This is a genomic window from Paenibacillus mellifer (assembly GCF_023195895.1).
GTDB lineage: Bacteria > Bacillota > Bacilli > Paenibacillales > Paenibacillaceae > Fontibacillus > Fontibacillus mellifer.
Genome location: NZ_JALPRK010000002.1, coordinates 23979 through 45019, shown reverse-complemented (window position 1 = coordinate 45019; position 21041 = coordinate 23979). Strand labels below are relative to the sequence as shown.

General features: G+C 52.9%; 17 protein-coding genes and 1 other annotated feature. Of the genes, 7 read left to right on the top strand and 10 right to left on the bottom strand.

Going from position 1 to position 21041, the window contains the following annotated elements:
• Window positions 1-96 precede the first annotated feature (96 nt).
• Both M0651_RS02905 and ftsW read left to right on the top strand, forming a co-directional pair.
• Window positions 97-438: a YugN family protein gene (locus M0651_RS02905; protein WP_155605549.1), complete on the top strand. Its 342-nt coding sequence runs from the start codon at window positions 97-99 to the stop codon at window positions 436-438.
• A gap of 12 nt (window positions 439-450) precedes the next feature.
• Window positions 451-1704 (top strand): putative lipid II flippase FtsW, encoded by a 1254-nt coding sequence (ftsW, locus tag M0651_RS02900; protein WP_248550355.1) that lies wholly within the window; start codon window positions 451-453, stop codon window positions 1702-1704.
• Window positions 1705-1836: 132 nt separating this feature from the next.
• On the opposite strand, the gene M0651_RS02895 is transcribed toward ftsW, so the two are convergent.
• Entirely contained in the window at window positions 1837-2199 is a 363-nt protein-coding gene (locus M0651_RS02895; protein ID WP_248550354.1) for an Asp23/Gls24 family envelope stress response protein, read from the bottom strand.
• A 137-nt stretch (window positions 2200-2336) separates the two neighbouring features.
• On the opposite strand from M0651_RS02895, the gene cax reads away from it, so the two are divergent.
• Entirely contained in the window at window positions 2337-3407 is a 1071-nt protein-coding gene (gene cax, locus M0651_RS02890; RefSeq protein WP_248550353.1) for a calcium/proton exchanger, read from the top strand.
• A gap of 84 nt (window positions 3408-3491) precedes the next feature.
• Here cax and M0651_RS02885 read toward each other — a convergent pair whose 3' ends face one another.
• From M0651_RS02885 to M0651_RS02865, 5 genes are all read right to left on the bottom strand, one after another.
• Window positions 3492-3779 (bottom strand): Fpa/YlaN family protein, encoded by a 288-nt coding sequence (locus tag M0651_RS02885; protein WP_248550352.1) that lies wholly within the window; start codon window positions 3777-3779, stop codon window positions 3492-3494.
• A 183-nt stretch (window positions 3780-3962) separates the two neighbouring features.
• Window positions 3963-4208 carry an HPr family phosphocarrier protein gene (locus M0651_RS02880; protein ID WP_248550351.1) on the bottom strand — a complete coding sequence of 82 codons (246 nt, stop codon included), beginning with the start codon at window positions 4206-4208 and terminating at the stop codon, window positions 3963-3965.
• Between the two features lie 82 nt (window positions 4209-4290).
• Window positions 4291-5406 carry an aminopeptidase gene (locus M0651_RS02875; RefSeq protein WP_248550350.1) on the bottom strand — a complete coding sequence of 372 codons (1116 nt, stop codon included), beginning with the start codon at window positions 5404-5406 and terminating at the stop codon, window positions 4291-4293.
• Between the two features lie 147 nt (window positions 5407-5553).
• Window positions 5554-6411, bottom strand: a complete 858-nt coding sequence (locus tag M0651_RS02870; RefSeq protein ID WP_248550349.1) for a hypothetical protein — start codon at window positions 6409-6411, stop codon at window positions 5554-5556.
• Between the two features lie 193 nt (window positions 6412-6604).
• Complete coding sequence (locus M0651_RS02865; protein WP_248550348.1) at window positions 6605-8599, bottom strand: diguanylate cyclase; 1995 nt, start codon at window positions 8597-8599, stop codon at window positions 6605-6607.
• Between the two features lie 474 nt (window positions 8600-9073).
• Here M0651_RS02865 and rpsD point away from each other — a divergent pair, with 474 nt between their 5' ends.
• Window positions 9074-9673: a 30S ribosomal protein S4 gene (rpsD, locus tag M0651_RS02860; RefSeq protein ID WP_248550347.1), complete on the top strand. Its 600-nt coding sequence runs from the start codon at window positions 9074-9076 to the stop codon at window positions 9671-9673.
• Between the two features lie 108 nt (window positions 9674-9781).
• Here rpsD and tyrS read toward each other — a convergent pair whose 3' ends face one another.
• A complete protein-coding gene (tyrS, locus tag M0651_RS02855) occupies window positions 9782-11035 on the bottom strand; it encodes a tyrosine--tRNA ligase (protein ID WP_248550346.1) in 1254 nt (417 codons plus the stop codon).
• Between the two features lie 70 nt (window positions 11036-11105).
• Window positions 11106-11379, bottom strand: a binding site (T-box leader).
• 172 nt (window positions 11380-11551) lie between these two features.
• Between tyrS and M0651_RS02850 the strand changes: the two genes are divergently transcribed.
• Window positions 11552-14671: a transglycosylase domain-containing protein gene (locus tag M0651_RS02850; RefSeq protein ID WP_248550345.1), complete on the top strand. Its 3120-nt coding sequence runs from the start codon at window positions 11552-11554 to the stop codon at window positions 14669-14671.
• Window positions 14672-15220: 549 nt separating this feature from the next.
• On the opposite strand, the gene acsA is transcribed toward M0651_RS02850, so the two are convergent.
• Window positions 15221-16945 (bottom strand): acetate--CoA ligase, encoded by a 1725-nt coding sequence (gene acsA / locus M0651_RS02845; protein ID WP_248550344.1) that lies wholly within the window; start codon window positions 16943-16945, stop codon window positions 15221-15223.
• A gap of 314 nt (window positions 16946-17259) precedes the next feature.
• On the opposite strand from acsA, the gene M0651_RS02840 reads away from it, so the two are divergent.
• Together M0651_RS02840 and M0651_RS02835 are read left to right on the top strand one after the other, a co-directional pair.
• Complete coding sequence (locus M0651_RS02840) at window positions 17260-17892, top strand: GNAT family N-acetyltransferase (RefSeq protein ID WP_193419065.1); 633 nt, start codon at window positions 17260-17262, stop codon at window positions 17890-17892.
• Between the two features lie 27 nt (window positions 17893-17919).
• Complete coding sequence (locus M0651_RS02835) at window positions 17920-19098, top strand: acetoin utilization protein AcuC (RefSeq protein WP_282577731.1); 1179 nt, start codon at window positions 17920-17922, stop codon at window positions 19096-19098.
• A 24-nt stretch (window positions 19099-19122) separates the two neighbouring features.
• Here M0651_RS02835 and M0651_RS02830 read toward each other — a convergent pair whose 3' ends face one another.
• Both M0651_RS02830 and ccpA read right to left on the bottom strand, forming a co-directional pair.
• Window positions 19123-19848: a 5'-methylthioadenosine/adenosylhomocysteine nucleosidase gene (locus M0651_RS02830; protein WP_248550343.1), complete on the bottom strand. Its 726-nt coding sequence runs from the start codon at window positions 19846-19848 to the stop codon at window positions 19123-19125.
• Between the two features lie 181 nt (window positions 19849-20029).
• On the bottom strand, window positions 20030-21034 hold the full coding sequence (gene ccpA / locus M0651_RS02825) for a catabolite control protein A (protein WP_248550342.1): 1005 nt from the start codon (window positions 21032-21034) through the stop codon (window positions 20030-20032).
• Window positions 21035-21041: the final 7 nt, after the last annotated feature.

The window sequence follows — 21041 nt, the reverse complement described above, 5'->3', positions numbered from 1 at the left end:
ATAATATCATGAGGATAAGTGTGATAAATTTGATGAAAGTTCACAATTTAATCAGCGAACTTTTGGACCAATATTTTTAAGGGGGCACTCTTTACAATGATCGTAGAAAATACCGGATTGGACGGACTGCAAAGCGATTTGGCATACTTGGATGAAGCGGCTGAGAAGGTAGGCTTCGTACGCTGGCAGTGGGAATACTATCGCGCTACATACGATTTTAAAATCGAATACAATAACAGCGACTACTACCTCCGTATCAACACGCGGGCAGTAGAAGGCAAACTAGAACGTCCGGACACGGTACTGGCGATCGAAGCGGTCTATATGGGGCGGGCCACTTTTCCGCATGGATTAGAGTATGAATCGGAGATTCCCGCAATGGTCATGAAGACCGCCAATCATAAATTGACGGAATTAAAGGAACTTCTCGAGGCCTAAGCGGACACGGCGATGAAAGAAGGCACAGAGAAACCAAGACGCGGAGCCCCCGATTTTCAATTGCTCATCTTGACCTTACTGATGGTCGGTTTCGGAATCGTCATGGTATTCAGCTCCAGCTCCAGCATCACGCTGGTCAACGAAAATTTCGGTTATGACCCGATGTATTTCACCAAACGGCAAATCATATTTGGTCTGATCGGTCTGGTCGGCATGTTCGTGACGATGAATATCCCTTACGAGAAATATAAGAAGCTGTTTATACCCATTTTCATTCTGGCCATCATCATGCTGTTGCTCGTCCCCTTCATCGGCGGCCGGATTAACGGTGCGACCAGCTGGTTCACCATCGGCACGCTGGGGATTCAACCGACCGAGTTGGCCAAAATTACGACGATTTTATACCTATCGGCCCTCATTTCCAAGAAAGGCGAACGGTTTCGGGATTTAAGAACCGGGTATATCCCGGTCATGGTGATCGTCGGCTTCGTCGCCGGCTTGATCATGCTCCAGCCAGACCTTGGCTCCTGTCTGATTCTCGTCGCAACCGCAGGGCTCATTATTTTCGCCGGCGGTGCCAATTTGAAGCATATTCTCGGATCGATTGCGCTGCTCGTTTTTGGGGCAAGCATTGTGCTTGGCGTCGGAGCGCTGTGGGACAAGATCAATCCACCCGATCCTACCCTCGCTGCGGGCGGAGATTATCGAATGGGCCGGATCGAGGCCTTCCTGGATCCTTGGCATGATACGCAAGGGACCGGCTACAATCTGATCCAATCGCTCACTGCAATCGGCCATGGCGGACTGACCGGCACCGGATTCGGACAAGGGATTCAGAAACTGCACTATTTGCCGAATGCGTATAATGACTTTATTTTCTCCGTCATCGGTGAAGAATTCGGTTTTATAGGCACCCTCATTTTCTTACTGTTCTATATTTACTTCATCTGGCGTGGGCTGTTGGTATCCCTTCGCTGCCAAAGCACGTTCGGCACGCTGGCCGGGGTTGGCATCATGGGATTGATCGCGATTCAAGCGTTCGTCAACATCGGCGGCGTTACCAACACCATCCCGGTGACCGGTGTCACCTTGCCCTTCATCAGTTACGGCGGCTCTTCGCTGCTCGTCACAATGGTGTCGATGGGGATCGTGCTCAGCATATCGCGCGAATCGTCTCTACCGGTGAAGCAGGAACGCACCAAGTCCGTGGTAATCCGCGAATCGACACCGTTCGAAATGCGCAGCCAAGCCCGGCGTGGGCTATAATCCAAACACAAAGAAGACTACGGCAGCAATCGCTCCGTAGTCTTCTTTGTGTTTGTTGCTTAAGCCAGCAATCCGGTCATTCGAGGCCGAAAGCGAAACTCTATATGCTGCAGAAGGTCAAGGATGGATCTGTTAGATCTCATCGTCCTTAAACGCGACGCCCTCGACTTTCACGTTCACTTCTACAATTTTAAGCCCCGTCATGCTCTCTACCGCTTCTCGAACATTTTGTTGAAGCATCCGGCAAACCTCGTGGATCGGCGTTTCATACAACACGATGATCCGCAAGTAGATCGCCGCCTCCAATTGACCGACTTCGACCGTCACGCCCTTTTGCACATTTTTGCCGCTTAACCGCTTCGCCCAACCTTCGGAGAGCCCGCCCGACATCGCGGCAATCCCCGGTGTCTCCAGAGCGGCCATTCCGGCGATTTTCGCAACGACATCGTCTGAAATCCGAATCAGCCCATTATCCAACTGCAGTTGTTCGGTCATGGTCATTCCTCCTTCAACCTCATTAGTTTCATTGTAAATCGGAAGTCGATTTAAAGCAAATGTAGACCTTCAGCTTATTTTTGAGTAAAATTGTTACATTCGGCTTTTGCCAAAAAATGACTAACACGAGGTGTTCCATGAAAAAGTATATCTCACCCGCATTGTTGCTGATTTTCTTTGCACTTAGTGCCATCGGGCATTACGCGCATTGGTCCGCAACTTTGGAATTTTTCATCTCCGCGATTGCCGTCGTTCTGGTGGCTGGCTTTCTCGGCCGGGCGACGGAAAGCGTTGCGCATTACGCGGGGCAACGGCTAGGCGGCTTCCTCAACGCTACCTTCGGTAACGCCGCCGAATTAATTATCGCCATCATGCTCGTCCGGGAAGGGTTATTCGATATGGTGAAGGCCAGTATTACTGGGTCCATTATCGGGAACCTATTGCTCGTTCTCGGGTTAAGCTTGTTTGCCGGGGGGCTGAAGTTTAAGGTGCAGAAATACAACGTCGCCCTGGCTGGCATGAACGGCTCGCTGATGATCGTAGCGATTATCGCCTTGTTCGTCCCGGCGATTTTCCTGCAAACTCATGTCCTGCATGAGGATGACCGCTCCACGCTTAGTCTGGTCGTCGCCGGGATTCTGATCGTCGCTTATATCCTATGGCTGATCTTCTCTATGGTCACGCACAAGAACTACCTTGCCGACATCAGTGAGAAGGACGCCGAAGAGTTGCCGCATGAACATGCTCCGGCTTGGTCAAAGGGGCAATCGATCCTCTATCTGGTGATCGCTACCGTGATGGTTGCGTTCGTCAGTGAATGGCTTGTACATACGCTTGACACGCTTACCGCTGAATTCGGGCTGAGCGAGCTATTCGTCGGGGCTTTTGTTGTTGCCATCGTCGGTAATGCCGCCGAACACAGCGCGGCCATTATGCTGGCGATGAAGAACAAAATCGGGGCGGCCGTGGAAATCGCCGTAGGCTCCAGCTTGCAAATCGCCTTATTCGTTGCTCCGGTGCTGATCTTCGTCAGCCACCTGTTCGGTAAACCGATGGATATTGTCTTTACCGTGATTGAACTGGCCGCCATTGGTGTTTCCGTGTTTATCGCCAAGTCCATTACGCAGGACGGGCAAACAAACTGGTATGAGGGTTTGCTGCTGCTCGCGGTTTATGCCATTCTTGGCGTCTCGTTTTACCTGGTATAACCCACCCGGAAACAAAACAAGCGTATGCTTTCGGAGCTTCCGAAAACATACGCTTGTATCATTTAGCGGCAACAGAAACGTTTACTATTGTTTATTGTTCATGGCTTCATATAACGTAGCCAAATTCCGTTCCAATCTGCTGATGATTTGCTTACCTATCGTTTCTTGAATAAGTCCGACGCGAATCGCGTAATCCACTTGCCTAGAGAATCCATACATCTGGGTATCCAGCACTTCCTCATAGAGAGGGCAGTAACGTGTGGCCAAGTTCTCCATCTGTACTTCGATTAACTTCTCAATTTTATCAGCATCTTCTTTCAGAAGATTAAGTGCTTTCAGGTTAAGCTGCTCCTGCAACTCAGATGAAGTCATGCTTCTTCCCCCCTATGTCCAAAATCGCCTACCATTCTGCTCTAATCTTAATATTAGACGAAATTGAAGGCCAATACAAGAACCTCCTCAAATTAAGCTCATCACTTGAAACCGCCAAACGCCGCCGTTTGTATGCATTTAAAAAACGCCCCCGCCTTAAGCGGGAGCGTTTCTTTCGATTCGTTATTCAGCGACGACTTTAACATCCAAACCGTGCTTGGCGAACACTTCGGTTACGGCTTTCTTTGCTTCTTCCGCATCCGGTCCATGGACGTGAAGCTCATAGCTCTTCGTGTTTACGAGTGTGGTGAAGAGGCCGAGGATACTTTTTACATCGATGTACTTGTTGTCCGCTTGGAGCACAATGGAAGAAGTGTATTTGCCGGCTGTTTGGGCAATTTCGACTACCGCTTCATTGTTCGTGGCCATAGGGATCCCTCCGTCTTTAACTTTGGAAATTACATACTTTAATCATACATTGAATCCGCTTTCCTCGCAAGGAAATTTCTTCTTATTTCAAGTTTTCCGGATTCAATCCCGCAAGCTCAGGAATCACGAAAATCCCGTCTTTGCGGATCAGCACGTCGTCGAAATAGATTTCTCCGCCGCCGTAATCCGGACGCTGAATCAACACAAGGTCCCAGTGGATCGAAGAACGGTTACCGTTATCGGCTTCCTCATACGCTTGCCCTGGTGTGAAGTGCAGGCTGCCGGCGATCTTCTCGTCGAACAAAATGTCCTTCATCGGATGCAGGATATACGGATTGAAGCCAATCGCAAACTCTCCGATATATCTGGCTCCTTCGTCCGAATCCAGAATTTCATTCAAGCGTTTCGTATCGTTGCTTGTCGCTTCGACGATTTTGCCGTTCTCGAAGCGGAACTTGATGTTCTCGAACGTGATCCCGTTATACAGCGTAGCCGCATTGTAGCTGATCGTACCGTTTACGGTATTGCGAACCGGAGCGGTATAGACCTCGCCGTCAGGAATATTCTTCTGGCCGGAACATTTGATGGCCGGAATGTCTTTGATGGAGAAGCTCAGGTCCGTGCCCGGGGCAACGATTCGGACTCTGTCCGTTTTGTTCATTAAGTCTGCCAAGGCGTCCTGCGCCCGATCCATCTTAGCATAATCCAGGTTGCACACATCGAAGTAGAAATCTTCGAAGGCTTCGGTGCTCGTGTTGGCCAATTGGGCCATGCTGGCATTCGGATAACGGAGCACGACCCATTTCGTGCGTTTCACCCGCTGTTCACTATGTACGAGATGGGAATAAAGCGAGTTGTACAGTTTCATCTTGTCCTCAGGAACATCGGACATATCATTCACGTTAGAACCTGCGCGAATGCCGATGTAGCAGTCCATCATCTGCATCCGTTTTAAATCATATTCGGCCCAAGTTTTCATGCCTTCTTCGGTGGCATATTTCAACTGGGCACGTTGCACGGTGCGGTCGGTAATTTCGACGAAGGCATTTCCGCCCTTCTTTCCTACCTCTTCCACCACGGCTTTTAGCAAATCGCGTTCATCGCCGATCATTTCGACCAGGACGTTCTCTCCCGGTTGTACATCAACGGAATAACCGACCAGGTTCTCCGCCAGTTTCTGAATTCTAGGATCTCGCATCTGGCTCACTCTCCTCCAAAATCGTAGCGGGACTGTTAATGGCAACCCGTGCCGTTCAAGCGTCCCGCGTTGTTTAACCATTGGTTAATTCTTCTGTTATTGTAGCACGATGAGGGGATAAAGTCAGCCTAACCTAGGATGTCACAGCTACTTATAGTTCTCGAACCGATTATCGGTGCGAAGCACCTCCCGCTGCGGTACGCCTTTGGTTGACAGGTACTTGAGCGTTGTTTCCGAGGTCAGTCTGGCGGGAAGCCCAGATTTGCGATCAATCGTCAAGTGATAGACAACGGTTGCGTTCAACTGCTCAAGCATGGCCGACAACTGATCGTTACCCGTGGTCCAAATCTTCGATAACTCGCTGCGTAGCGACTCCTGCATCGGGGTTGGAACGCTAACCAGTCGTTCCATTCCTCCCTTGCGTGTAAGCTCCATTTCGGACAGCAGACGATCTTTTAATCTCATGCTGGCTTCGGCTGGATCCATCTCGATGCGGAGTACCTTCGTTCCCCGCGCGGCACCGCTTTCGGTGGTGATCGTTTTCTTAGCGGCCATCCGGATTTCCTCCAGTTGATCCAATGGATTCAACCGTACAACCCCTTGCAACAGCGCATCGTGGTTGTCCGACTGCACCAGCCAGTTGCCATTCTCTAAGTGCAGCTTGGCTTCCCATCCATTGGGTTGTGCTAAACCCGCCGCTTGGAGCCGGCCGCCGAGGTTTCCGGTGCTCTTGTTAGCCGGTTCGGCTCGGATGCTCAATTCTCTGTGATCTTGAAGACGTCCCGTATAACTGAGACTCTCTTCCAGTCCATGCCCGTTCGCACGCTGCAAGGCGGCCAGGCCCCGAAACGTCAACGTGTCGCACCCCGCGAGCCCCGACCAGGTGAACTCAAACCACTGCTCGGGCGTTTTCGCTTCGCTCATCCCACAGGATGCCAACGTAAGCGTGAAGAACAAACCGTACCCAATGACGGCTAACCGGTAAAACGGCCCTTTCTGTGTCATCCCCCTCATACGCAAGCCCCCGCCTTCAAAAATGCACCGGTTCACCACCGGACCGTTCACTTTGACTTCTAGCAGTAGCCTGCCACAGGGGCGGTCGCTCTATTCACTGGAGGGCTAGGGCAAAAAAAGAACGCCCCGCCGACTAATGATTCGGGCTAGGAGCGTTCTATATCAGGAGCAACATTAGCAACGTTTATGGGGCTTGCGCATCACCGCTCAACCCAATTTGCGTCTGATTCCGCCCGTTGTTCTTGGCTTTATATAAAGCCATATCCGCCTGATAGAACAACGATTCCACGCTAAGCTTATCGTCACCTTGGATCCACTCGGCAATGCCGCACGATACGGTAACCGACGGATCGGTGTCCATCGCGACGCGCAGCCGGATCGTTTCCGCGATTTGGTAGCTGTTATCGGCGCTTGCCCCTGGCAAATACACGGCCAGTTCCTCGCCTCCCCACCGGGCAGCGATGTCCGTTTTGCGAATCGAGCTCTTGACGATTGCGCATACCTGCTTCAGGATTTTATCGCCGGTCTGATGGCCGTACGTATCGTTAACCTGCTTGAACTGGTCGATATCAACGATAATTAAAGAGCCGTTCGTGTCTTTCTTCTGGAACTCCTGAATCGCATCATCGACATAGTGGCGAGCATAAAGTCCTGTCAGCATGTCGCGGTTGGCCATACGACGAACCTCCGCGTGTAGCGAAGCGTTGGCAATCGCCAGGCCAATGTGTGAGGACAGCACCTGAAGGAGCTTGTAATTGTCATAAGAGAAGAAGCGGGGCTTGCGGTGCGCCAGCATAATTACCCCGTTAACTTCACCTCGGACAATTAAAGGTGCTGTGATCAACGAACGGGAATCCGTCTCCTCCATAAATCTTGAGGATACTTTACCATATGCCTGAAAGTCCGACAGAATAATCGGCTCCTGCGTGGAACACACCAGACCACTGAACCCGTAATTTTTCGGAAAATGCTCCTTCGACAGCCCCGGCACGTTGCTGGACATAATCTCGAACGTTTCCCGTTCCTTATTCAGTTGGGAGATGCAGCAATATTCCGCTTTGAAAATCGACAGCAGCTCTTCGGTAGCAAACTTGAACACTTCCTTCAGCCGCAGGCTCTGATTCAACCGTTTGGTGAGCTCATTAATTAGTCTCAATTCGTTAATCAACAAATTGGACTGCTCGTACAGCTTGGCGTTCTCGAACGCCGTGCCAGCCGTATCTGCCAGCATACCGATCAGTTGCAAATCCACATCATCGATCTCTTCCCGCTGAATTTGCAAATGAAAAACACCATATACCCCTTGCTTTCCACTGAGCGGGACGGCAATTTCCAGCCGTCTTGCAGCGCCTTCTTCCGGATCTACAGATTCCCTAACCTGCATCCGGCCTTCCATGAAGGCCCTCACGAGCAACTCATCGCCTTGTCCGTGAAGCTGCAGCGATTTGACCCGCGGATCACGGCTTAAATGATCCTGGGACATCAATAGCTCCAACCGGGCTGCCGGATACATCCCGGAAACCCGTTCGAACACTTCGGTCAGCACCGAATCCACATCGATCTTATCATGGAGCTTCTGTACGACTTGAAAAAGCTTGGAGCGGCGTTGTTCCTCACGTTTAGCCTGCTGCTGGACGCGCAGCAGATCGGAAACGAACAACCCTTCGAAACACTTGTAGAAGCAAGAATGTAACAACTGTGCCGCCGTCTTGGCGAACAGAACAGCCGCCATGAGGTTGCTCTCCCGCAAGCAGCATCCGAACGCAGCGAACAATTCGCCATGGATGCGGGTAAACACGGGCACAGCCACATAAACCCCATCCGTTGTTTCGGCTGTGCTCACTTTTCGTTCGCGAAGGCTTTGCCCGATAACCCCTTCAATTGGCTTGGGCCAGGGCGGGCTCATCGGCTGTCCCGAATCAAGCGAATCGGCAAGCAGTACCTCGCCGCGACTGCCAGCAAGGTAAAAGTCGGCCTTACCGAGTTCCGGCATTTCGCTTACCAACTTAAGCCATTCCGCATAACCCTGTTTTAAGATCGAATCGATGTAGGGGAAATCATGGACAGTAATATCAAGCTGCCGCAGCCAATCCGTATAATTGTCGCCATCATCGAGCCGCTGCAGGCCAGAAGCATGATTCAGGTTCAGCATCGGCTGACCCAAGGATTGATCGGCCATAAAAAAAGCTCCTTTATATGCTGCGTTGGATTTTAGCCCTTCAACTTACGATAAATACCAAACGGACAAGCTTCCTTCCCTGAAGTTCAAGCTTGTCCATCTCCGCCGGATCCGTTCATGTCTGTTATCTCTATTTTACTATCTTCCTTAGGGTTTTGCATTATAATTCCTAAGGTTCACGGCATTTTTTTAGGTCAAAAGCCCTATCGACAAAAAACCACCTTTCCCAACAAAAACACTTATTGACTTTACCCCCTAAATTCATATAATATATATTGTTGATGAAGACTGGATAGAGTCTTACTTAGGGCGTAACGCATGCGAGCACCCTCTCGGTTTTTGTTGCTAACAGGACAGCGGCTGAACTTTCCTGTTAGGGAGCGTATTTTCCATCTATCCTTCGCTCATCCAAACAAAACCCGCGCAAGTAGAACCCTATACGAAATTTAACTAACAAAGGAGTCTACCTATACAATGGCACGTTACACTGGTCCTAAATTTAAACTCAGCCGCCGTCTTGGCATTTCCTTGAGCGGTACAGGCAAAGATTTGAAGCGTCCTTTCCCTCCGGGTCAACACGGCGCTAACCAACGCAGAAAAATTAGTAACTACGGAGCACAGTTGCTCGAGAAACAAAAACTGCGCCACATGTACGGCTTGGGCGAGAAGCAATTCCGCACCCTGTTCGAGAAAGCGCAAAAAATGCCTGGTATCGCGGGCGAAACGTTCATGTTCCTGCTTGAAAGCCGTTTGGACAACCTCGTATACCGTCTGGGCTTCGCAAACTCCCGTGCTGGTGCGCGTCAGCTCGTAGCTCATGGCCACGTGACTGTTAACGGCAAGAAAGTGGACATCGCTTCTTACCGTGTAAACCTCGGCGACGTGATCAGTCTTCGTGAAAGAAGCCGCGGCCTTTCCTCTGTGAAGGAAGCCCTGGAGAACCGTTCGCATCTTCCAGCTTACCTGGAATTCAACGACACGGCTCTGGAAGGCAGATACATTCGTTTGCCAGAACGTTCCGAACTGTCGCAAGACATCGATGAGAAGCAAATCGTCGAGTTCTACAACCGTTAAGATTTCAACAACACAAACCGGCCCGAGTCGTTATCGACTTTGGCCGGTTTTTTCTGTATGAACAAAGAGAAACCCCGCACCCTCGACGAGGGTGCGGGGTTCTCATGATTACTTAACAAACAGCTTGGCGAATTTACGTTTACCGACTTGAATGATCTCTCCGCCCGCCAGCTCCACTTCAGCGTTCGGATCGCTGATCTTCTCTTCGTTCAGCTTCACCGCGCCTTGCTGGATGCTGCGCTTAGCTTCACCGTTGGATGCGGCGAAATCGATCAAGGTCAGCAGTTTGATCAGGCGGATTTTCCCGTCCTCCATCTCGGCGGCAGGAATTTCCTTCTCCTCAATATCCTCCGGCAACGCTCGTTGCTGGAATACGGTCACAAAATGCTCCTGCGCCGCATCGGCAGCTTCCGAGCCGTGGTACATCCGGACGAGCGTATGAGCGAGTCTCATTTTGGCGTCGCGTGGATGTACTTTCCCCGACTTAAGACCCTCGTGGAGAGCTGCAAACTCTTCCAGGGACAGGTCCGTCACGAGTTCGTAGTATTTCGTCATCAGCTCGTCCGGCACGGACATCGCCTTGCCGTAAATTTCGTTTGGCGCCTCATCGATGCCGATGTAGTTGCCAAGACTCTTACTCATCTTCTGCACGCCGTCCAGACCTTCGATAATCGGGGTCATGATGGCGACTTGCGTGTCTTTGCCGTATTCTTTCTGCAGTGTCCGTCCCATGAGCAGGTTAAACTTCTGGTCCGTTCCCCCGAGCTCGATATCACTTTCCAATGCTACCGAATCCATCCCCTGCATCAGCGGGTAGAAAAACTCGTGGATGCTGATCGGTTGCCCTGTGGTATACCGCTTCGTGAAATCGTCACGTTCGAGCATACGCGCTACAGTGACTTTGGCGGACAACTTGACGACATCAGCGAACGTCATTGGCGCCAGCCATTCGGAGTTGAAGTTGACCTGGGTTTTGTCCGGGTCCAAAATTTTGAAAATTTGCTGGCGGTACGTTTCCGCATTCCGCTGCACATCTTCTTCTGTCAACTGTTTACGGGTTTCCGATTTACCGGTCGGGTCGCCGATCCGTCCTGTGAAGTCCCCGATAATCAACTGCACCTGATGCCCCAGCTCCTGAAACTGACGAAGCTTCTGCATCACCACGGTATGGCCGACGTGAATGTCCGGCGCGGAAGGATCCAGCCCCAGCTTCACCTTCAGCGGCTTGCCAGTCACCACCGACTTGATCACTTTCTGCTTTAGCTCATCCTCCGGTACAATCTCCACCACACCGCGTGAAATCACCTGAAGCTGCCGTTCCACCTCGGCCTGCTGTGCCGCGTTTAATTCTTCCCACTTCATTGCTCCTACCTCCATCTAATTTGTAAAATAACCGCTTATGAAAATAAACACAAAAAAGCCCCTTCTCATCCCAAGGGACGAGAAGGAGCGCTCGCGTTACCACCCTAATTAAAACCGCTGCTCGGATCACGCAAGGTTACGAACGAACCGTTCGCGGTTTTCACTTCATTCACATAACGGGATCCCCCGGTACCGGACTACTAGCGCTTCGAATCGTTCAAGCGCGTTCCCCCGGACGGCTCCAGACGGTATTTCAAAAGGGATCCGCCCATTCGGTTCGCAGCAACCACCGATTCTCTGAGCAGCGGGATTCCGCCTTCTACTGAGTCTTTCCAAGCCTTTTGTCGATATGCGATTTAAAATAATATATATCATAGATGCATTCGCAAAGTCAAACCTACGAAAGCTAGGTCATAAGCACGATTACGGCTCCATATCACGCCAAAATACGCTGAAAAAACATCCAAATCCCCTTTTTTATGCTATAATGTTGCTGTTTATAAAGGAGGATCATGCATGGATCATGAGAACGACAAAAACTCCGGCAAGCTGCGGCGCAATACCCGGAGCGAAAAACCCGCTAAACCCGCCCGGAAGCGCAAAAAAGGCCGGATTGCTTGGGCGATATTGGGTTGGCTCGTTCTGTTTGGATTAGCCGGAGCTCTGTTTGCCGGGGGGGCCGTATTCGGATACGTATCCTCCATCGTCAAGGACGATCCGGTGCGGTCACGTGCCGACATTGAAGCGAAAATCAATCATAATGAAATGACGGGCTTCGCCTATTTCCGTGACGGCCAACCTATTGGCCAGCTTCGTTCGGAAGAGGACCGCCGCCCTGTCACTTACAAGGAGATCCCGCAAACGGTGCTGGATGCGGTGATTGCTATCGAGGACAATCATTTTGAGGAACACATCGGCATTGATTTTAAGGGGACTTTGCGGGCGATCAAGCAGCGCCTGCTCCATGAGGACGTGCAAACCGGCGGCAGTACGCTGACACAGCAGCTGGCACGGCGCGTGTTCCTGAACCTGGATAAAACCGAGGACCGGAAGGTCAAGGAGATGCTGCTGGCGCTGCGGCTAGAGCGTTTTTTATCCAAGGAAGAAATCATTACGGCTTATTTGAATAAGGTCCCTTTCGGCAACGGTTCGAACGGGTATCAAGTCTACGGCATCAAAGCCGCAGCCAAGGGCCTCTTCAACGTCAGCAATCTGGCGGACCTGAATATTGCGCAAGCGGCGTATTTAGCCGGTTTGCCTCAGCTTCCTTCTACATACTCCGCTTTTAACGGTAAAGGGGAATTCAATGAGGAGGCATTCGGGCGGGCGGCAAAACGCCAACAGTTGGTACTGCAGCGCATGCTTGAGGAGAGCAAGATCACGCAGGCGCAATATGACGAAGCGATGGCCTTCGATCTCAAGGGTTCGCTGGCCAAACCGACGAAGAAGGCTTACGACACCTTCCCTTATCTGATGCTGGAGACGGAACGGCAAGGTGCAATCGTGATTGCGATGCTGAACAACCCGGAGATGACCAAAGAAGAGGTCGCAGCAAATACGCAAATCCTCGAGGAAGCCCGCCAAGAGCTGCTGACCGGGGGGTACCGGGTGTATACGACCATCGATAAGAAGGTCTACAACTCCATGCACAAGGTGTCGGACAACGCCGACAATTTCTCGCCACCGAGCGAGAAGAAAGGCCTGGAGCAAGTCGCTTCGATGATGATCGATAACAAGACCGGCGCGATCCTCGGGATGATCGAAGGACGCGACTTCTACACGGAGCAAATGAACTATGCTACGCAAATGAAACGGCAGCCGGGCTCGACGATGAAGCCGATTGCCGCTTATTTGCCGGCCCTCGATGCCGGACTCGTTCAGCCGGCCAGCATCATTGATGATTCGCCAATCATTTTGAAGGATTATCAAAAAGGCTTCCACATCCCAGTGAACTCGAGCGGCGGCTATAAAGGCCTTGTGACGGCGCGGACCGCGTTGAATGAATCCCGGAACATCCCGGCACTTCGCGTGTTTAACAACATCGTTGGCATCGACAAGGCCTGGGACTTCGCTAAGAAGCTGGGGATCACGACGTTGGAGGATGAGGACTATAGCGCGCAAACCGGCGTGCTCGGCGGCCTGAAATATGGTGTTACTGTCGAGGAACTGACCAACGCGTACAGCGCCATCGCTAACGGCGGGAAGTTCACCGATGCATACATGATCGAGAAAATCGCCGACGCCAAAGGGAATATCGTCTACAAGCATGAGGTCGAGCCGCAGCAGGTATTTTCCGAGCAAACGGCTTACCTGATGACCGACATGCTGCGTACCGTCATTAAGGACGGCACCGGCAAATCGATCAAAAGCGACTTCAAGAACTATGGCAAAATCCCGGTCGTCGGGAAAACCGGAACCACGCAGAACTACGCCGACGTCTGGTTCATGGGCTACTCGCCGGACGTTACGCTGGGCGTATGGATCGGGTACCGCGAGCCGGTGAACACGCTGTCGGAAGCCGGCAAATCGCGGGCGCGCAAAATTTGGGCGCTCGTCATGAACGAAGTGACCGAAAACGAACCGGATTTGTTCGCGACCGAGGCGTTTACCAAACCGGACGGCATCGTGTCGAAAACGGTGTCCGGCTATAGCGGTAAGCTGCCGACCCAATTAACGCAGCAAGCGGGCAAGCTGGTCACGGATATTTTCAACGCCAAGTATGTGCCGACGGAGCCGGACGACGTGCTGATCCGCGCCAAATACGTGACGTATGAAGGAATTAACTATGTACCGCTGGAGACGACACCTTCCGATATGCTTCGCGAGAAGGTTGTGGTGAAACGCGAAACGCCGATCGAATTGCTCAAGGAGCAGCTGGAGCAGGCGTTCGCCGGGATGTCCGGCGGGCACAAACCGCTGAGCTTCTATATGCCGAAGGATGCCGGTGAAGACGCACCGTACAAACCGGATCCGCGGGTTGACGACGGCCAAGCGCCGGCTCCACCAGCGAATGCCGCCTTGTCTGGTGGCGGAGGAGCAGCCACGATCACGTTCAGCGAAAATTCGGAAAAAGACATTGTCGGTTACCGCTTGTATCGTGCGGATGACGGCGTGACCTTCCAGTACGCCGGGAAAGCGGCGCTGGTTGGAGATCCAGCCGCGATTACGGACGGCGGATCAGACGGCTTCGCCACCGCATACTACGTCACGGCGGTCGACGTGGCCGGCAAGGAATCGGCGCCAAGCGCGATCGTTAGCGCCTTTGGCGGCGGCGTATTCCCGGACGGCGGTTCGACGTCGGATCCGAACGGCGGAATGCCGGACGGCAGCAACGACGATACGATCGGCGACAATAGTGACGGCGGTCCGCTCCCCGCTTCGCCTGCCAAGGTGAGCGTCAAGAAGGACGACCGCGGGTTCACCGTTAGCTGGGACGCGAACGGCGCGCTCGATCTCGTGACGAGCTACAACGTCTATGTGTCCGATGCCCAAGGCGGCTCCTACACGAAGGTAGGTTCCACCTCGGACGCGCATTTCTCGTTCAAAACCGATTCCAGCTCCGTCTGGATCCAGGTCACCGCCGTCAACGTGCTGGGCGAATCCCCGCCGTCGGCGCCGGTGCAGTATAGTAAGTAATGACAAAGCAGCAGGCTACCACCTGCTGCTTTTTTTGTTTTGTTTAAATAGTGGCATTAAGCTTAAAAATCAATCCATCCCCCCATCCAGCGAATGTATATATTTTTTCGAATATAATCCGCTGCGAACCCCCGTTTGGAGAAATTATATTCGATTTTTCATATACATTCTCGAGGTTGGGGCTTCAAAGGGACGATTATAAATGAAATTTCATATATACTGAGAGGAATCCGCCGGATTTGAGCGATTCTATATGATTTTTCGAATAGAATCCGCGTCGCCCCCTCCATTTGGAAGAAATATGTTCGATTTTTCATATAAAATCTCGAGGTTGGCGCTCCAAAGGCACGATTATGTATGAAATTTCATATATATTGAGAGAAATCCGCCGGAATCGAGCGAATATGTTCGATTTTTTGAATATAATTACGATTCGGCGACAGAGATCGCTCCCCCAAGGGGCTGGTTTGCTGGTCCCCTCCCTTCCCGCAAAAAAAGAATCCCCCCAAGCCTTCGCTTGAGGGGACTCCTGCTATAGATCCACCGACCTCAATCCTCGATCGTCGACAAATCGCCGGCCGGGAGGTTGAGCTCCCAGGCCTTGAGCACGCGGCGCATGATTTTGCCGGAGCGGGTCTTGGGCAGCTTATCTTTGAACTCGATTTCGCGCGGAGCGGCGTGAGCGGACAGCCCTTCCTTGACGAACTTCGCGATCTCCGCCTTCAGCTCCTCGGAAGGTGTAAAGCCTTCGCGCAGCGAAATGAACGCTTTGATGATCTCCCCGCGCACGGGATCCGGCTTGCCGATGACCCCGGCTTCCGCGACGGCCGGATGCTCGACGAGCTTGCTCTCGACCTCGAACGGGCCAATCCGTTCGCCGGAGGAATTGATCACGTCATCGATCCGGCCCTGGAACCAGAAGTAGCCGTCCTCGTCCATGTAAGCCGTATCGCCGGAAATGTACCATCCCGGTATGCGGAAATACTCCTCGTATTTCGGCGCATTGTTCCAGATCAGCCGCATGACCGATGGCCACGGCGTGCGGATGGCCAGATTGCCCATCCGGTACGGCGGCAACTCCTTACCGTTCTCGTCGATGATCGCCGCCTCAATGCCGGGCACCGGTTTACCCATGGAACCGGGTTTAATCGGCATCGACGGATAGTTGCAGATGAGCTGCCCGCCTGTCTCCGTCATCCACCACGTGTCGTGAATCCGATGATTGTACACCTTCATCCCCCAGCGCACTACCTCAGGGTTCAGCGGTTCACCAACGGACATGACATGGCGGAGTGATGACAGATCATATTGTTTAATGACGTCCTGTCCCGCTCCCATCAGCATGCGGAACGCAGTTGGCGCGCTGTACCAGACCGTCACCTTGTTCTTTTGGATCGTCTCATACCAGTCGGCCGGGCTGAAGCGCCCGCCGCGGACGACATTGGTCACGCCGTGCAGCCACGGGGCAAAAATGCCATAGGACGTGCCGGTGACCCATCCCGGGTCCGCTGTACACCAATAGACGTCCCCTTCCTTTAGGTCCAGCACAACGTTGCCGGTATGATAGTGCTGAATCATCGCGTTATGCACATGGTAAACGCCTTTCGGTTTGCCGGTCGAACCCGACGTATAATGCAAAATCAGGCCGTCCTCGCGATTCACCCACTCGATCTCGGCTTCAGGGGATGCGGCTTCCATCTCCTTCTTATAATCAACGATCCCGTCTCCCGCTGCCACCTCGTCGCCTACAACGATGATGGTCCGCAGCGTCGGCAGCTCCTCGCGTTTCACCCTTGGCAGCAGTGCCGGTGTCGTGACCAACGCAACCGCTCCGCTGTCCTCCAGTCGATCCTTAACTGCCGTTTCCATAAACGCCTCGAACAATGGTCCAACGACCGCGCCGACCTTAAGCGTACCCAGCACACTCACATAGAGCTCCGGCGTCCGCGGCATAAAGACGAAAACCCGGTCCCCCTTCGTGATGCCGTACTTGCGCAACACATTCGCGAACTGGTTCGTCAGCCCCTGCATGTCCTCGTACGTATACGACTCCTCTCGCGAAGGATCGCTGAATTGGAGCGCTACACGCGCACCCTTGCCCGCATCGACGTGGCGGTCGATCGCCTCATAAGCCATGTTCACTTTGCCTGTGACGTACCAGGAGAACTGTTTCTCAACATCCTCCCATTGAAAATTCTTATACGCCTCTTCATAGCTGCCCATGTTGGACGACGGAACGCCCGGTGAAATGACTTCCCCTTGCAGTTGACTCATCGTTTCATCCTCCCTTCATCTTTGGAAATCCCCAAACAATAGATCAAAGTTTATGAAAACGGATACATAGCAGTGTAAGTTGAAAGCCTTGTTCAGCGTCATGGGTGAGGGCATCCGTTTTGATCGAAAGAACAACGACAGACATCAAGCGATTTGAGGCGGTATTTCGAGTACAACGATCACACACGCGGCCTGAAAATGTGAATAATTTATGTCGGAGAACATTATAGCATACGTTTTCGCGCACAGGCTACACTTTTCAAATTTTCATTTTTCTGTTATAAGTGAGGGGAACGAGCAAAGGAGGCGGTTCCATGGAACACCAAAAAACGTATATCCGCCACACCCTGCCCCATCAGAATCGTGAAATCGTTGTGGAAGGACCCGTATCCCCTTCCCATCTCCAAACCTTAAAGATGCATCCCGATCTGGATGCGTTCCGCAAGCCGGCAGATCAACACGCCGCACTGGTCGAAATCGCCGGTCTACCGGAAGGGCGCATTATCCTGGCCCGCGAGGATTCCACCATCGTCGGCTATGTCACCTTTCATTATCCCGACGAAATGGAACGGTGGTCACAAGGCCACATGCCCGATCTCATTGAACTTGGAGCCGTCGAAGTCGCTGACGATTACCGTTCCCTGGGACTCGGATCGAAGATGATCCGCACGGCGTTTGAAGACGGTCAGATGGAGAAATACATCGTCTTTACGACCGAATACTATTGGCATTGGGATTTGAAAAAGAGCGGCTTATCCGTGTGGGATTACCGCACCATGATGGAGCGGTTGATGAAGACCGTCGACATGGTCTGGTACGCCACCGATGACCCGGAAATTTGCTCCCATCCGGCGAACTGCCTGATGGTGCGGATCGGCAAAGAGGTTCCTTTGTCCTCCGAGGAGCAGTTTGACCGGATTCGTTTTCAGCAGCGTTTTATGTACTGACAGTAAAAAGGAAGGCGTGATGCATCCATGCCTGGAAGCGCTTTATTTGTCCACCATGAGCAGGCGATGAACTACCGGTTTCACGACGGCCATCCGTTCCATCCGATCCGGCTGGAATTGACGATGGATCTGCTGCGGGAGGTCGGCGCGCTGACGCCGCAGCAGATGCACCTGTCGCGGCCGGCGACCGACGAAGAGCTGCTTTGGATCCATCAGCCGGCCTACCTCGAAGCCGTCAAGCAGTTGAGCCTCCCGAATCCCGAGGCGGATTGGATCACGCGCGGCGAGCAGTTTGGACTGCTGGACGAGGATACGCCTTATTTTCCCGGCATGCACGATGCGGCGACCTGGGTCGTCGGGGGGACGATTACGGCCGTGGAGGCCGTGCTCTCCGGCTCCAGCACGCACGCCTTGCACCTCGGCGGCGGTCTCCACCACGCCCTGTCGGCCAGAGCGGCCGGCTTCTGCGTATACAACGACACCGCGGTGGCCATCGACTATGCCCGCCGCAATTACGGCGCGCGCGTCCTGTACGTCGACACGGACGTCCACCATGGCGACGGGGTCCAGTGGAGCTTCTATTCGGACCCCGATGTGTGCACCTATTCCATCCATGAGACGGGCAAATACCTGTTCCCGGGCACCGGCTTCCTGCCGGAACGCGGCGAGCATCAAGGTTATGGCGCTTGCATGAACCTGCCGCTTCAGCCGTATACGGAAGACGCCTCCTGGATGGAATGCTTCGAGGAATCGATCCGGAAGTTAACCGCGCATTTCCAGCCGGATTTGATCGTCAGCCTGCACGGCTGCGACGCCCATGCGCTGGATCCGCTGTCGCACATGCACTGCAGCATGTCGATCTACCGAGAGATGCCGGCCATCCTGCACGAACTGGCTCACACCTATTGTGAAGGCCGCTGGGTTGCCATGGGCGGCGGCGGATACGACTTCTGGCGGGTGGTTCCCCGCGCCTGGAGTTTGCTGTGGCTGGAGATGAGCGATCATCCCCTTTCCGCCACTCTACGCCAAGACCCGCTGCTCCCGCTGCCGCAAGCCTGGATGGATCGCTGGCAGCCGCAGACTCCATTCGAGCTTCCCGTCGCTTGGCTTGACGACCTATCCCATTGGGAAGGTATCCCCCGCCGAGCGGAAATCACAACAAAAAACCGCGAGACTCTCGCGGTCGCTTTGCAGGATTATCCCTAAAACTTTAGGCGGGGTTACTTAACCTCACCTAAAGTTTTTCAACTCGCCGGCATGCTCTACCATGTCATTTAGAATAGCAAACGAACGCCGAGCGGCCAGTGTAGTAAATTCGGCAAAATTTACGTCAGCGGAACCGTCCGCCTTATCCGAGATGGAGCGAAGCACAATAAACGGCACCCCGTTCCGATGGCATACCTGCGCGAGCGCTGCCCCTTCCATTTCGACGCAAGCGCCGTCCAGCTCCCTATACAGAACAGAGCCAACGAATTCCGGATCCGCGATGAACTGGTCGCCGGACAGCACCCGACCCACCCGGTATTGATGATCCGTGCACTGACGGGCGCAAGCGTCTTCTGCCAAGCGGATCAGGGAAGGGTCGGCCGGAAAGTCGGAGACGTCCTGGTACGGTGTAATGCCGCGCGCAAAGCCCAGCGGCCGCACGTCCATATCATGTTGCATACAAGTTGACGAAATGACGATATCCCCAACGTTCAAATCCGGGTGCACCGCTCCGGCCACCCCGGTAAACCAGATCGTATCTGCTCCAAAACGATCGATTAAGATTTGGGTTGTGGCCGCGGCATTGACTTTGCCGACGCCGGATTTGCATACGACAACATCCCGTCCGTGCAGTATGCCTTTGACAAAAGCGGCTCCTGCGGCGTCAACCTTCTCCTGACGCTCCACCTTTTCGAGCAGCAAGGCGATTTCCTCATCCATGGCCCCCATCAGGCCAATCGTTTGGTTCATGTGAGTCTCTCCCTCCTGTTTTCCCGTCCATATCTGTGCGGGCACGAATTATTGTCCCCGAATACTCAAAAAAGCTCCTTAAATAAGGAGCTTTTTTATCCGTTGTTAACCTTTTTCATATATATTTTCTATGTGTAACTTATCTCTCTAAACGAAAAGTTGCCTGATCGCCCGAAAACGCTTAGACGTGACTGACGGACAACCGCAAAATCGTTTCATGCGGCAAAATCACCCGCGGGTTCTCGACCGTTTCCTTCTTCATCAACTTCGTCAACAAACGCATTGCTACCGCACCGAGGTCGTACATCGGTTGAGCGACCGTCGTCAACTGAGGGCGAACCATCGAAGCCATACGAATATTGTCAACGCTGATGATTGAGAAGTCGTCCGGTACCTTCAAGCCTTCGTCCTGAATGCTATGGATCGCGCCAATCGCCATTTCGTCCGTTGCTGCAAAGATCGCCGTCGGCCGCTTCTTCAGCCCGAGGAAATACTTCATCGCTTCCACACCGGATTCATAGCGATAGTTGCCGATCCGCACCAGATCCTCTTGGTACTGAATGCCCGCCGTCTCTAACGCGCGCTTGTACCCTTGGAATCTCGCATAACCGTTCGCCGGATCCTGCAACGTTCCACTGATCATCGCAATCTCGCGATGTCCATGACGGATCAGCGTGCTGACCGCGTCAAAAGCCGCTGCCTCGTGGTCGATATCCACGGAAGGATATAATCCGTTCTCGTCGCTCGTTGCGCAAAGCACGATTGGCACCGCAGACGTCTGGAACGCTTGAATATGTTCCTCCGTTACGGTTCCGCCCATGAAGAGGAGCCCGTCCACTTGCTTCTCGAGCAACGTGTTAATAACGCGAATCTCCTTCTCTTTGCGTTTGTCGGCATTACACAAAATAATGTTATAGTGATACATGTTTGCAATATCTTCGATGCCCCGAGCGATTTCCGCTAAGATCGAATTCGAGATATCGGGGATGACCACACCAACCGTGGTGGTCTTCTTGCTGGCAAGACCCCTGGCTACGGCATTGGGCCGGTAGCCTAACCGTTCTATCGCTTCGTAAACCTTTTTCCGGGTCTGCGGCTTCACATTCGGATTATTGTTGACAACCCGGGAAACCGTGGCCATCGAGACGCCTGCTTCACGTGCCACATCGTAAATGGTAACCGTCACATTCTTC

Excerpts from the sequence above, each read along its gene's own strand:
- M0651_RS02850 (WP_248550345.1), top strand. The coding sequence starts at position 11,552 with ATGGATCATGAGAACGACAAAAACTCCGGCAAGCTGCGGCGCAATACC.
- cax (WP_248550353.1), top strand. The coding sequence starts at position 2,337 with ATGAAAAAGTATATCTCACCCGCATTGTTGCTGATTTTCTTTGCACTT.
- rpsD (WP_248550347.1), top strand. The coding sequence starts at position 9,074 with ATGGCACGTTACACTGGTCCTAAATTTAAACTCAGCCGCCGTCTTGGC.
- M0651_RS02840 (WP_193419065.1), top strand. The coding sequence starts at position 17,260 with ATGGAACACCAAAAAACGTATATCCGCCACACCCTGCCCCATCAGAAT.
- tyrS (WP_248550346.1), bottom strand. The coding sequence starts at position 11,035 with ATGAAGTGGGAAGAATTAAACGCGGCACAGCAGGCCGAGGTGGAACGG.
- M0651_RS02835 (WP_282577731.1), top strand. The coding sequence starts at position 17,920 with ATGCCTGGAAGCGCTTTATTTGTCCACCATGAGCAGGCGATGAACTAC.
- M0651_RS02870 (WP_248550349.1), bottom strand. The coding sequence starts at position 6,411 with ATGACACAGAAAGGGCCGTTTTACCGGTTAGCCGTCATTGGGTACGGT.
- ftsW (WP_248550355.1), top strand. The coding sequence starts at position 451 with ATGAAAGAAGGCACAGAGAAACCAAGACGCGGAGCCCCCGATTTTCAA.
- M0651_RS02865 (WP_248550348.1), bottom strand. The coding sequence starts at position 8,599 with ATGGCCGATCAATCCTTGGGTCAGCCGATGCTGAACCTGAATCATGCT.
- M0651_RS02895 (WP_248550354.1), bottom strand. The coding sequence starts at position 2,199 with ATGACCGAACAACTGCAGTTGGATAATGGGCTGATTCGGATTTCAGAC.
- M0651_RS02905 (WP_155605549.1), top strand. The coding sequence starts at position 97 with ATGATCGTAGAAAATACCGGATTGGACGGACTGCAAAGCGATTTGGCA.
- M0651_RS02880 (WP_248550351.1), bottom strand. The coding sequence starts at position 4,208 with ATGGCCACGAACAATGAAGCGGTAGTCGAAATTGCCCAAACAGCCGGC.
- M0651_RS02830 (WP_248550343.1), bottom strand. The coding sequence starts at position 19,848 with ATGAACCAAACGATTGGCCTGATGGGGGCCATGGATGAGGAAATCGCC.
- acsA (WP_248550344.1), bottom strand. The coding sequence starts at position 16,945 with ATGAGTCAACTGCAAGGGGAAGTCATTTCACCGGGCGTTCCGTCGTCC.
- M0651_RS02875 (WP_248550350.1), bottom strand. The coding sequence starts at position 5,406 with ATGCGAGATCCTAGAATTCAGAAACTGGCGGAGAACCTGGTCGGTTAT.
- M0651_RS02885 (WP_248550352.1), bottom strand. The coding sequence starts at position 3,779 with ATGACTTCATCTGAGTTGCAGGAGCAGCTTAACCTGAAAGCACTTAAT.